Annotated in this window: 8 protein-coding genes; 6 read left to right on the plus strand and 2 right to left on the minus strand. The window is 45.5% G+C overall.

What is annotated here, in order from left to right; all coding sequences use genetic code 11:
- The first annotated feature begins 138 nt into the window (after positions 1–138).
- Together AC1DOV_RS27835 and AC1DOV_RS27840 are read left to right on the plus strand one after the other, a co-directional pair.
- Positions 139–1473 carry a multi antimicrobial extrusion protein MatE gene (locus AC1DOV_RS27835; RefSeq protein ID WP_477551566.1) on the plus strand — a complete coding sequence of 445 codons (1335 nt, stop codon included), beginning with the start codon at positions 139–141 and terminating at the stop codon, positions 1471–1473.
- 52 nt (positions 1474–1525) lie between these two features.
- The gene (locus AC1DOV_RS27840; RefSeq protein ID WP_477551567.1) at positions 1526–2575 is read left to right on the plus strand and encodes a glycoside hydrolase family protein; all 1050 of its coding nucleotides are present in this window, start codon (positions 1526–1528) and stop codon (positions 2573–2575) included.
- 118 nt (positions 2576–2693) lie between these two features.
- Here the strand turns inward: AC1DOV_RS27840 and AC1DOV_RS27845 are convergent, their stop codons facing one another.
- Complete coding sequence (locus AC1DOV_RS27845) at positions 2694–3662, minus strand: hypothetical protein (RefSeq protein WP_477551568.1); 969 nt, start codon at positions 3660–3662, stop codon at positions 2694–2696.
- Entirely contained in the window at positions 3659–3814 is a 156-nt protein-coding gene (locus tag AC1DOV_RS27850) for a hypothetical protein (RefSeq protein WP_179089849.1), read from the minus strand. Before AC1DOV_RS27850 ends, AC1DOV_RS27845 begins: the two co-directional genes overlap by 4 nt.
- A gap of 153 nt (positions 3815–3967) precedes the next feature.
- Between AC1DOV_RS27850 and AC1DOV_RS27855 the strand changes: the two genes are divergently transcribed.
- Genes AC1DOV_RS27855 through AC1DOV_RS27870 form a run of 4 tightly spaced genes read left to right on the plus strand, consistent with a single transcriptional unit; the run spans position 3968 to position 12927 of the window.
- A complete protein-coding gene (locus AC1DOV_RS27855) occupies positions 3968–5743 on the plus strand; it encodes a vWA domain-containing protein (RefSeq protein ID WP_477551569.1) in 1776 nt (591 codons plus the stop codon).
- Positions 5744–5767: 24 nt separating this feature from the next.
- Positions 5768–9157, plus strand: a complete 3390-nt coding sequence (locus tag AC1DOV_RS27860) for a tubulin-like doman-containing protein (RefSeq protein WP_477551570.1) — start codon at positions 5768–5770, stop codon at positions 9155–9157.
- 2 nt (positions 9158–9159) lie between these two features.
- Positions 9160–11583 (plus strand): transcription initiation factor TFIID, encoded by a 2424-nt coding sequence (locus tag AC1DOV_RS27865; protein ID WP_477551590.1) that lies wholly within the window; start codon positions 9160–9162, stop codon positions 11581–11583.
- A 57-nt stretch (positions 11584–11640) separates the two neighbouring features.
- Positions 11641–12927: a VWA domain-containing protein gene (locus tag AC1DOV_RS27870; protein ID WP_339208231.1), complete on the plus strand. Its 1287-nt coding sequence runs from the start codon at positions 11641–11643 to the stop codon at positions 12925–12927.
- Positions 12928–12930 lie beyond the last annotated feature (3 nt).

A 12930-nucleotide genomic window follows, 5' to 3' on the forward strand; every position in this document is an offset into this window, starting at 1 on the left:
AAACATGATTCGATGACGATAACGGAATCTGCTCTTGAGACGTTTGAAAGTTCAAATACGTTCGGCGGCCGCTTCTCGGTATCTTTTCCGGGAGGAGGACGCCTACACTTTTTTACGATATGGCAAGGAGAAGCAGCTATGAACCTATCATTATCAGAGCCACAGAAGCAAGCAGTAAGTATGAAAAAGCTTTGGTCTTTTTTTCTCCCGTTAGGCATTTCGGCAAGCTTAGTTACGATTTCACATGTCATTATCAACAGTACCTTAAGCCGAGCGGCAAACCCTGAAAGCATCATTGCCAGCTATGCCATTGCGATGAGCTTGCTTGCTATTACAGAGAGGCCAGCCGTGCTGCTGCGGCAAACCTGCTCCACACTCGTTCGCGACAAACGCTCGTTTAAATCGACGCTTACCGTTGCACAGCTTGTGTTTGCCAGCATTATGCTATTAGGTTTTATAATCAGCTATACCCCGGTTGGAACGCTTATTTTCAAGGGAGTGTTCGGGGTAAGTGAAGACAATGTCCATGATGTTATTCGTGTATATAAGGTACTGATGTTCGTAAGCTTGTTCTCTGGCATTCGTTGTCTTTACCATGGTGTCATTATTTATAATCTGCGTACGAAATGGTTAACCATTGGCATGGCGATTAGACTGGCAGGAATGTATGCGCTTTCGCTTTATTTTATACACACAGGCGTTACCAGCGGAGTTGTTGGAGCGATCATTTTCTTATTTGGTATGATGATCGAAGCAGCTGTCAGCTATTCAGAAGGACGTTTACTGGTGCGCAAAATGCCCGAAAAGCTGGACAATCACCCTGTTGAAAACAAGCATCATGTATTTTCTTTTTACCGGCCCTTATTGTTATCCTCGTTTATATCCGTATGGATCGGACCGGCAATTAATGCGATGCTGGGGAAAACATGGGATGCGCAGCTAGCCATTGCATCGTTTGCGATTGCGGCTAGTTTAGTTATGCTTCTCAGCAGCTTTTTCAGTTATTTTCATCAAATTGTGATTAACTTTTATCGTGTCGATCCTGTGGCTGTCCGAAAGTTTATTTTAATGCTAGGTTTTATTCCTGCTATATTAATGGGATTGATAGCATATACACCTGCAGGTGTATTTTTACTAGAGCATGTGATCGGCGTTCATGGTCGGCTGCAGGCTGAGAGCATACGAGTGCTGCAAGCCTTTGTGTTGTTCGCGCTCGTTATGCCTTGGCTCGATGTCATGAATGGACTCGTGTTTGTGAGAGGGCAAACGAAGCTGATCTTTGGTTCTCAAATTGCCAATCTCAGCTTTACCTTTATCACACTTCTAATCGGTATTGGGCTTGCTCCAGAATGGAACGGGACAATAGGGGCATGGGCACAATCGATCGGCATGACGGCAGAACTCCTCTTCGTAGCGCTGGCGCTGAAATTTGTTAAACAGCCTGATCCTGTGCCAATGGGTAAACGTGGATAGATTCACCCTGCAATATTCGAAATCGACTCATTAATCGACGAGGAGAATGATCATGGGAAATCGCATATATGAAATTCTATTGCCGGCACCGAAGAACGGTGGATTTAAAATGGATGGCTATTATATTTGGTGCGGCTCAGTTGTGCAAGGCGAGGATGGAAAATATCATATGTTTGCTTCAAGGTGGCCTAAGGAATATGGCTTTGCTGCGCAGTGGCTGTTCAACTGCGAGATTGTTAGAGCAGTTAGCGAAACGCCTGAGGGGCCTTATACGTTCGCCGAAGTTATATTTGAGCGAAGAGAGCGCAGTTATTTTGACGCTTTGAATCAACATAATCCGTCGGTGAAATATTGGAACGGAACGTACTATCTTTACTATTTTGGAACGACTTATGGAGGGCCTATCCCAGCAGTGGGAGAGAAAATAAGTCAAGAAAGAGATGTCGAGGTTTGGAATGGAAAAAGAATTGGGTTAGCCACTTCGAAATCTATATTTGGACCGTGGGAGCGTCCAGATGCCCCTTTGTTAGAGCCAAGAGCGCCTGGGCATTGGGATTGTACGATTACAACCAATCCATCAGCAGCTATATTGCCGGACGGAACGACGTATATGATTTATAAGTCGAGAGAGTATGCGGGCTCTACCTTGCAATTAGGCGTTGCCCGTGCTCCTCGTCCAGAAGGTCCGTATACCCGTTTGCAGGAGGAACCGATTTTTCAGTTTGACAATCCAGACTTCCACGTCGAAGATCCGTTTCTGTGGTGGGAGGATGGGAAATTTCATATTTTAATTAAAGATGATTTTAAAAACGATTCGGGCGGTGTCACTGGCGATTGGGGAGCGGGCATCTATGCAACAAGCACCGATTGCTTGCACTGGGATATTTCAAATGATCCTAAGGCGTATACAAGAGATGTCCTGTGGGATGATGGCACGAGGACGGTTCAAGCGAACATCGAGCGTCCTAATTTGTTGTTCCATGATGGCAAGCCAACCCATTTATTTCTGGCAACCGGAAACGGGACTCAGCCTTGGGATTTTGAAGGGAACACTTGGAGTATGGTTATTCCTTTAAAGAAAACAGTGTCTGAGCATAGCTGAGAACAAGCTTTGATTTTTGCCTAAAGACTCTAATCATTCATTCACATAAAAAAGGCAAACGATCACTTTTGTTAAAGTGACTGTTTGCCTTTATTCATTATTTCTCTAATTTGCTTATTTAGTTTCGATCTGTTTGCAGGTCTGTTTCCTTGCTCGTACGCTTGAAATCCTCGTCCCATTTGTAACGTTCATTATAGATTTCCATTACTTCTTGATATAAAGGGCTGGCGCCTGCGTGCGGACTGCTTTGAAGCATTTGATAAAGCCGCAAGAAACGGTCTTTAGGAAGCATTCGTGCATAGCGCATCAGCAAATAGGGGTAGAGTGTGATGTATCGCTTCATCCTGACCGCCGCACCGGCAACACCAACGAGAATGCTCTCGCCATGCTCCATTTTCAAAATCTGCGCCTCGTGAAGTAAAACATAACGGAATGTATTTTCTTTCAGCAAATCTCTTCTGATTTTGGCAAGCTCGCCAATATATTCAACGAGATCGGGATTAAAATGATCCATTAACAAGGGGTCCAGCATCAAATCCATATCCTTGCGCAAAACAAAGGATTGAAGCAGCAAAATTTGCTCCAGTCGAAGCTGGTCGGTATGGACGAGCGCGCCAATTTCACGCAGCATTTCATACGCAAGCGGTTTATCGCCGCTATGGAACACTTGAATAGCTGTTTCTCGGTCATTTACTAGACCTGCAGAGAGGGTATATGCCTCTTTTTGAAATATTTTTTGCAGCTGCAGGAGCAAAAGTGCAGGGGTCGACCGCTTCTGCAACGTCCATAATAGAGCGACTAGCAGCATTCCTCCGGCAACAATCAAAGTGGAATGCATTGCTGATTCGCTCATTGCAAATCCGACAATGATAATAAACAATGCAAAAAACCGCTCTTTCCACAATTTAAGCTTAAGCTTATAGGCTGCCTGAGCTTCAACATTTTTTAGGGCAAATTTGCCGCACACGGGGCACTGCGCATCACCCAGTACTGTAAAGTGGTTGCATCTTCGGCAAATTTTAAGTTTATTATAAGGATAGCGTGTTTTAATATAAGGGTTAAGTAGTACTGGCAGCTTCTTCATCATTCGCGATCACGCTGCCCGCTGCTTTTTAGTATGGAAAGGACAAGCTTGCTCAGCTGTTCTGGAGAAGGCGCCCGTCTCCGCTGTGCACGATAGCTCATTGCTTTGATGATGACAAAAAGAAACAATAGTCCAAGACAAACGTAGGTAACCATATCCTATTCCTTTCTTACAATAAAAGTGATTTAACAAAATCTATCAGGTATACTTATTTTGTAGTATATCATCATACTGGTAGCAGTGACTAACAGTGACTATTGGACTAGCGAAGAAGAACCGTTTGTCCCATTACAAAGGAGTACAGCAAAATGAATAGATTAAAACGTTTATCATGTCAGCTAATGATGGTTTCTGCTATTTTGCTGCTGCCGTTCAGCAGCTTCCAAACCGTGCATGCAGCGCAAGGCGACTCGCAAATTGATGCAGTACTTGTGCTGGATGTCAGCAATTCAATGAGCACAAGCGATCCAGGGAAAATTGGAAATGAAGCAATGAAGATGTTCATTGATATGCTGCCGACACAAGGCGACCGGGTTGGCATTGTGGCTTATACCGATGAAATTCAGCGCGAGAAAGCGCTGCTGGAAATCCAGTCTGCTTCGGATAAAGAGAAGCTGAAGAGCTTCATCGATCAGTTAAACCGCGGAGCCTATACCGATGTTTCTGTCGGAGTTAAGGAAGCGGTACAGATTTTGGAAGATGGTGCTGACCAAGATCACGAGCCGATGATTATTTTGCTAGCTGACGGCAATAACGATTTTAATAAGGCATCCGGCAGAACGCAGGCGCAGTCCGACGCGGACATGGACAAGGCGCTTAAAGAAGCGAATGATAAAGGCGTTCCGATTTATACGATTGGCCTAAATGCAAATGGGAAACTAAATGAATCTGCGCTTGCTAAGCTATCGGAAATAACCGGCGGGAAGTCATTCGCGACCGATTCGGCTGACGATTTGCCGCGAATTTTGAGTGAAATTTTTGCCAGCCATCTTGAGCTGAACGTCGTACCGGTTGATTCTTTGACGGCAAACGGCAGCTATCAGGATGTGAAAATTTCAGTTCCCAACTCGAATGTACTAGAAGCAAATATTTCGATTATGTCGAGCAAGCCGGTTGAGGCGAAGCTCGTAGATCCATCTGGCAACGCTATTCCTATTCCTTCGGATGGCGTCTTGCTATCGAGCTCGAAGAGCTATTCCTTGCTGAAGCTGTTAAAGCCGTCGGAAGGCGACTGGACGCTTCAAATCAAAGGCGTGAATCGCGATAAAATCGACATTAATCTTATTTTCAACTATGACTTAAGTCTTGCTATGGATCCACTAGCCAAAGCGGCCTATTCCAAGGGCGACAAGGTGACGTTCAATTCTTATCTCGTAAGCGGCGGAAAAAAACTGGAAGACACCTCCCAGTACAGCAACATGAGCGCGGTTTTACTCGTTAAAGACTTAGACACGGGCAAAACCGAGGAAATACCGATGGAGAATGCGGGCGACCATTTTGCAGGCTCCTACAAAATACCTGAGAAGCATGACTATGAGATTATAGTGAAGGCCAAAGAGAAAAGCTTTTTCCGAGAGACCGATGCGGTTAAAATTTCGGCAAAGGCGGGAACAACGGGGCAGACGCCAAAGCCGGAGGCAGATAAAGAAGAGAAGCCGTTCCCGGTTGTACCTGTTGTAATTGGCGTTATAGGTCTAGCGGCATTGCTTGCAGCAGCTTACTTTATATTAAGAGTGCTGAAACAAGCGAACCGTGGGTTTGTTGGACAACTCGTCATTGAAATTCGAGATGAGAATACAGGTGACAAAACGTCGCCGCAGTACAAGAAGCTGACAGCCTTCAAAGGCAAATTGCAGCTTCACCAGTTGTTGCAGCTAGCGCCTGAGCTGAAGGAAACCGACAAGGTCATTTTCAAGCCGGGAAGCAATGATCGTATCGTTCTGCAAAATGGTTCTTCCTGCACTATTGAAAAATCGGGACGAGTAGTGGATGCGGCGCGTGCATTGGAAATGAAAAGCGGAGACCGCATTACGGTTTCATTGAGACAAATAGACAAAACGATATTCATTGAATATCTCGTATAAATAGAGCCCTGGAGGTAATGAAAAATGAAACCGATCGTAAGAGAACACATACAGCAGCTTGACGTTTCGCTTGGCGGAGGTATTGTCAGCGAGAAAATTCGGGTAGACACCATAGATAATCCCATTTTGATCATTGGACTTGGCGGTACCGGTATTGATGCGCTTCTGCGCCTAAAATACCAGATCAATCGCCGCTTTAAGCTTCCTGAGGACCCCGTTTCCAAAAGAAAACGCGAAAAGCCTGATAATGTGGAATTTCTTGCTTTTGAAACGAATGAACAGGATCGCAATAAAAAGTATAAAGGGATCGGTCTTGATCCTATTAATGAATTTGTGCTGCTATCTAATGCAGAGGTTGGAGGACTGCTGCAAAATCGCAGCATTTTGGAGCCGTACATCACGGACTGGCTGTCGCCAGAGCTAAGTATAACTGATGGCATGAATGGTGCAGCTGGCGTTCGTCAAGCAGGTCGGCTGCTGCTGTTTACGAAGATCAATCAAGTGGTGCAGAGCATCGACAAAAAAATTAAAACGTTATCCGTCGGGACGAACAAAAAGCTGATGGTGTTTCTGCTAACCGGCTTGTCTGGCGGAACAGGAAGCGGCTGCTTCCTCGATATCTCTTATATCGTTCGAGGAATTATAGAGCGTGATCACGGATCAGCCGGCATCGACCGCGTTAATACGCTTGGTTATTTGTTTACGCCGGATATTAACCTTGCAAGCAAAAGCTTGAGTGACCATACACGTGAGTACATTAAGAAAAATGGCTATGCTGCACTGAAGGAACTGGACTATTGGATGAATGTGGACAGCCGTGGTGAACGGTTTACGCAGCAATATGGCAATATACTAAACGTTAATTCGCCGCTCCCACCGTTTAATTTATGCCATCTCATCTCGGCTACAAACGCTGAGGGCAAGCTGCTTGAAAATGCTTATGATTATTGCATGAATGTAACGGCAGAGAATATTACGAACTTTATTTCCAGCGAGGAAAAACAATCCGGCGAGGAATTCGCTATTCATGATTATATTAGCAACATTCGGACCAATATTGCTCAAATGAACAAAATGTACCCGGCTAACTACGATTACAACATTATCGGAGCTTCTTCGGCGGTACTGCCGATCGAGGAAATGACGACTTATTTGGCCTACCGACTTTTCAACAAAATGGACAAGATGTTTGAAAAGGCGCCGAGTCAGGACGATGTAGAGAAATTTGCCCGCAAGCTTGGCATTGATCTCGAAACGATGATGAAAACCTTTGACTCACGAGTGCCTGAGCCGCTGCCAGGCTTCGAGAACAGCGAGCGACTCAGCTACAATAACGTGGTGAAAATGCAAGCCGTGAACATGGATACGGAGCTGGAGCAAAACTTTTTGGCTCGTGCGCGCGAGGAATATATTAAGGCCAAAAAACAGCTGCCTGGCGAAATTGTTGGACAATTTACCGATCAAATTCGTCGTACATTTCTCCATCCAGAGCAAGGGCCATTTTATGTATCCCGTCTCCTTTATACTGAGAAAGGCTTCTGCTTGCTGAAGATGCTGCTCTCTTATATTGAGACGCTTCGTGAAGGGCTGTCACGACTTCCTAAAGAGATCGAAGCAGCTAGAGAGCAAGCCAATGAGCGTATGGGCGATGCGAAGAGCGCGTTCGTATCCAAGGATAAGAAGAAAAACAACTATATCGAAGCAAAAATAAATGAGTACTGGCTGCTTGCTGACGTTGAGCGAATGGAACAACTGATTGAATTTTATGAGGATCTCCACCAGCTGCTGAACAACGAGAATAACCGCATTTATAACGTATTTACTGAAATTTTGAATGTGCTTAATTCCATCTTTGCCAAAAATGGTGAAATCCTGACAAGCGGCGAGGAACAAGCGGATCATAAAGGAAACAAAACTTATTATTGGAATATCGTAGGCGTTCCAGACATCTCCGACGTTATCAGCCGTTTAATGGATAAGAAGGACGGCGATGATCTGATCCGCGACTTTACGCAGGAGCTTCTAGACCATTCGAATCTTTGGGTAAAAGAGCAGGAAATTGATATCGTCAGCTCGATTTCAGAGTTTTTGACGAATAAATTCGGCGATCTGATTACGAAATCAATGGAAGAATTCCTAGTTATGAAATACGGGAACGATGAATCGATTGAGAAGTTTGTTGAGCGTCATATCGCTAGCAAGCTAGATGAGGAAGCTGTGCCTGTATTCCATCTCAGCAACAGCTCAGGTAATTTACATGTCCCTTCATGGGGGTTTGTGTCCGTGCCTGTGCAGGCACCAAGTATTTTGAGAGGGATTCGGAACTATCAAAATAACTCGATAGGCAAATCCCACTTTACGATAAAGGAAAGTGAAGTGAAAAACCGGATTTTCTGGCTGAATACGAGAAATGGTGTACCTTTGTTTGTTTATACGCCGCTGAAGGTCTATGAAGAAAGCTATGAACGCACGATTCTCGATAAGGAAGGCATCGGCCGTCATTTGGTGCAGACTGACCGTGTCAATTGGACCTATTTGCCTTCGCCGATTCCAGAGAAATCATGGGGCGATACGTACGTCAACCCACGTGTGAGAAGCTATAATGCAAGGGTTCGCGCTGAGTTTGTCAAAGCCGAGAGCTTCCGTATTATTGAAGAGAAGGGCATAGACAATAACACGAGCAGCCGTTATTCCGTTCGCTTCACGAAGCCGTTCCAGTTATCGGATGCGTTAAAACCGTTCAATATGCAGCTTGATGGCGCGAAACCGAATTTAGGTGAAGTTAAGCGAGCAGTAAATGAGCTGAAGCGCCTTTTATCCGAGGGGCTGGAGCTTGAATCGACAAAAGATATTTTCGGCAGCTTTACAGAGGAGCTTGCACAAGAAAATCTCATTCGTTCGCCGGAGCAGCTAAGACGGGTTCGTGAGGAATTGGCGAAGTATGAATCTATCTCTGTAAAATTAGTCGAGCTTGAGCAGCTGCTTATGCAGCACCAAGATGATGAGAAATTGCTGGATCAGTTTATCGAGGCGCTATACACAGAGACCATTTGCAAGAAAGGTGCCCTGTATGTTTATGATCGCGAGCCAGAGGAAGAAGCATGGCCGCCTTTCGCTAATTTAATGAAAAGCAGCAGCTATGTTGAGTTTGAGGTGTTTGAGAGCTTCCGACAGCTGGATGAGAAAAACCGCAGCGTGCTAAGACGCAAAGCAGAGCGCAGAGTAACCGAGCTGACTGCAACGGAGGATACTTCAAAGCTGTTAGCTAAGCTGGAGGAGCTGTTCGGTACATTCCTTGATGCACGCGAGCGTCTCGAATACGAGAAGGTTGAGCTGGCAAATGGAGAGGAAATGCACCGGTTCTACCGGGAAATGTCTACTAAACTTAACGAAATTCGTAGAAAGTTGAAATAATGATGAGAGAATTGTTGGATCTATATGCAAGCGACTATTCGGCTGCTGAGCAGAAGCTTAGCGGCCTTGAGGATGATCAAAGCAGCATTCACTATCCAACCGTATTTCTATACATCGGAGATGAGGCAGGACATGCGATTGAACCTATGATTCAATCCAATGAACTGAAATGGGACAACAATGCCGGCGTTATTTATTTCCATGTCTCGTCGAGTGAAGCAAATGCTGCCTCTGGAAGTACAGGTAATAAAGCATCGTCATACCATGGGGCAAATCGTAATCGATCTGTCCCGAAGGTGACGAGGGTAGCGCTTACGGATGTTGTAGATGGCAAAACGGATAATCGCACCAAACGCAAAGATATAGGCACTGCATTCCATAAGGAAGGGCGTCATCTAGCGGATCTCAACCGGGCGCTGCGTCAGGTTAGCGATACAATTGCTGATTACGGCCGATTGTACGCATCTTTCGATCGCCTTCACCTTGCTGTCATTACAAGGGTTGATGATCCATTAAACGTGCTTGTTCCAGAAATATCGCTGCTTGCTCAATCCATTTTTTTGCAGCTGTTCAAATCCGTTCAAATGGATTTGTACGCTTTAATTAATGAACGTGAGCAATCAGAGACGTTTGGTTTGGCAAGCGCAGCGGGTATCAGCTTCCTGCGCGAGCTGGATGGAATGCAGCGGCCAGATTATTCTTTTTCGGCGAGGCTTCAGGTGACGGGTGATGGATTATCAATTCCGGTCACTCACAAGGCATCCCCATTATTTGATCTTGTTTATGTATTATCTGATCGCAATGAGCGGGGAATTACAACGCTTAACGGGATGCAGGATAACTATGAAATCATTTGCAATATTCTGCTGTTGAAAAACAGGAGGAGAAAGGAAACACAGGTACAATCGAGTGACGTAAGCTACAACAACTCTTCTTTCAAAAACAGTCTCATGACGGAATCCGGAAGACAGGGGTTCGTATCAGCGGGATTGTCCAAGGTGAAACGACCGAATCATTCGATTGCGTTAACCGTCCTTTATCATTTCTTTAAACAAATAAAAGAGCGGCTGGAAATTGCTGACCTGCAGGGCAACAAGGAAAAGCTGTCCTTCTTTGGGCTGGATGCAGCTGCGATGGACACTAGAATGCTCGATCTCGTACCAAGCGAGGACAGTCTCATCGATATGTCGGGTCTTCTGACGAACAACATTCGTTATGATCAACTGCGGCGCCTGTCGCTGCGCGAGGCAGAGGAAGCCTTGTTCGGAGATGGCTGTACCATCTTCTTCCGTAAGCATTTCACTAGTTCAGCTGAGGTGAACTTAGGTTATGTGAAGGCTTCAGATGAGCTGCGAGCCACTGTAAACCGTAATATGAAAGATCAGCCATTGTTTAGCTTTTTCCAGGTTGCCAAATGGACAGACGAAAAAAATGAGACAGACAGCGTCATGACAGCTGTTCGCGCTCGAATGCGCGATTTGGTCAGAGAGATTGATATCGCTCAGGATGAGCTGGGTCGAATCCGCGAACAACGTGTGGATGATTTGAAATTTCAGCGTCTTCCATTTATGGACAAGCAAAATGTTCGATCCTTTATACGCGCTTTTTTTGATGCGGTGTACCGGCTGGAATGGCAGCTTTTACGACTTGAGACTGAGCTTGCTTTGTACCGTAAATTTGCTGCTGAGCTGGAGCGTCTTCATGAGAAATACCGAATTCGCGTAGAACAGATGGCGCTGCTAGAGGAAACGCTGAATGCGGCGGCTCAGCACAGTATCCGTTCAGCGGATGATTATATCGGGCAGAACATCTTCGAGTATTATGAGCGAGTCACTGCGGCTGTCATGAAGGATATTGAAGAGAAACGCGGCGCATCCATATTTTTTGAGGAACGATTTCTCGGCAATATGACGGAGCTCCTGCAGCAGGGAGATTCCGCGTTTCTGGAGCGATTAATGGAGATTTGCCGAAAGTACATTTTGACAGCAGAGCCTTTTGCACAGACTTTCGAGGAGGAGCTGCTGCTGCGTGCCAATGTATCCGTTGCATACAGCAATCGTAAAGCTTTATCGAGGGACGAGCTATTTCACCGATTATACCGGACACTGGAAGAGCATGCGGTCGTTCATATTCGTCTTCTCGACTATACACATGAGCATCGGTATGAGGAAAAGTATTTGTTCGGAGATCGCGAGAGTGAATTTATCCGATATGCACTTGGCGTTGACGAATCTTCACGCATTTACAAGCTGGGGTGTGTACATGAGAAGCGCAGCAGCGGTGTAGAAAAGTTGAATATTATGGGCGGCTTTCATTTAGAAGATTTGATGTATTATCGAAACGGCAAAGTGTATTATGAGACCTATTTGAAAAATGGGTACGAATTTCACACGCTTGATCCTGCTCTGCTGCCTGATCTTCGCTGAGCGATATACATCAACAATTGCTGCGGTCCACTAGCAAGTAGAAAGGGTGCTGTTATTATGCAACGAAAAATAAATGGGCTTCTCTTACTGTTCAGCTTGATAGGAGGCGCAGTAGGATTCGTCATCGGGGAAATCATACTGGGGGCGCTGTCAGAAATCTGGCCGCGCTTTGCCGTCGTTGGGCTATACTTTGGCGTTCTTGCTTTATGCATTGGACTAGCCTGCCTGATTGCTGAAATGATATCGCCTCGTTTGAACGGAACTTCGTGGCGTCAGCGTTATACCGGATTATCGTGGCAGCTGCTCGTACCAGCAACGCTAGTTCTGCTGTTTGCAGTCGGCGGATTGCTGCAATTTATTTACGGCGCACATTTTGGCGGTGCGAAGCAGGTAAAGGATATTGTGCTTGTCATCGATAATTCAGGAAGCATGCTGGAGACCGATCCTGATAACGAGCGTTATTCGGCTGCGAAGCAATTGATTCAAAACATGGAAAGCGATAAGCGTGTGGCGGTGGTTGCATTTCACAATACCGCACAATTGATACAGCCCTTTGTTAAAGTAAGCACACAGGAAGAGAAAGATAAAGTAAATGCCGCAATTGACTCACTTGAGCCGACGGACGGCGGTACAAACTTTAGTCTTGCGCTTGGCGAAGCAATGAAGACGATTAAGGATAAGGAAAAGGCTGGGCGCGGGACAATGGTCATTCTATTGTCGGACGGTTTCAGCGAATCCGATATCAATAAGCAAATTGCACAATTCCAAGAGCAGCAAATTGTCATTAATACGGTAGGCCTTAGCGTTGCAGATTCCAAGGGCTCTGCCTTGCTGCAGCAAATAGCTGATTCCACCAATGGAAGCTATTACGATGTGTCGGAAGCGAACGGGCTGGCGCTCGTATTCCAAAATATTTACAATACAATCGATAATCGGACGCTCTTAACCGAAAGAACGGGATCGCTTGCGGACAGCACGTTGTATACACTGCTTCGTATTTTATCCTTAGCCATTATCGGTGCAGCTTTAGGGATGTCGCTCGGATTGTTTTTCGACAATCGGTTTTTGGCATTAAGCTTTGGGGCGGGCGGTATTGTAGGCGGTTTGCTGGCTGGCTTCATTTTGGACTCCGGCTTGTCCGGGGATATGCTCTCTGACGGTTTATCACGTCTATTCGCTGTTCTTGTACTGGCAGCCATTATTAGCATTTTCACACTTGTTGTTCCGATAAGGGATAATAACAGTACAAACCGTTATGATGGCGGCAGAAAAAACAGCAATAGAGATCAGTCCACAAAGGCGTTAGGCGAACGGACGAAGGACAGCCGCAGTCATGGATTTTAAACG

Source organism: Paenibacillus sp. 01T47, from assembly GCF_056398245.1.

Excerpts from the sequence above, each read along its gene's own strand:
- AC1DOV_RS27835 (WP_477551566.1), top strand. The coding sequence starts at position 139 with ATGAACCTATCATTATCAGAGCCACAGAAGCAAGCAGTAAGTATGAAA.
- AC1DOV_RS27840 (WP_477551567.1), top strand. The coding sequence starts at position 1,526 with ATGGGAAATCGCATATATGAAATTCTATTGCCGGCACCGAAGAACGGT.
- AC1DOV_RS27845 (WP_477551568.1), bottom strand. The coding sequence starts at position 3,662 with ATGATGAAGAAGCTGCCAGTACTACTTAACCCTTATATTAAAACACGC.
- AC1DOV_RS27850 (WP_179089849.1), bottom strand. The coding sequence starts at position 3,814 with ATGGTTACCTACGTTTGTCTTGGACTATTGTTTCTTTTTGTCATCATC.
- AC1DOV_RS27855 (WP_477551569.1), top strand. The coding sequence starts at position 3,968 with ATGAATAGATTAAAACGTTTATCATGTCAGCTAATGATGGTTTCTGCT.
- AC1DOV_RS27860 (WP_477551570.1), top strand. The coding sequence starts at position 5,768 with ATGAAACCGATCGTAAGAGAACACATACAGCAGCTTGACGTTTCGCTT.
- AC1DOV_RS27865 (WP_477551590.1), top strand. The coding sequence starts at position 9,160 with ATGAGAGAATTGTTGGATCTATATGCAAGCGACTATTCGGCTGCTGAG.
- AC1DOV_RS27870 (WP_339208231.1), top strand. The coding sequence starts at position 11,641 with ATGCAACGAAAAATAAATGGGCTTCTCTTACTGTTCAGCTTGATAGGA.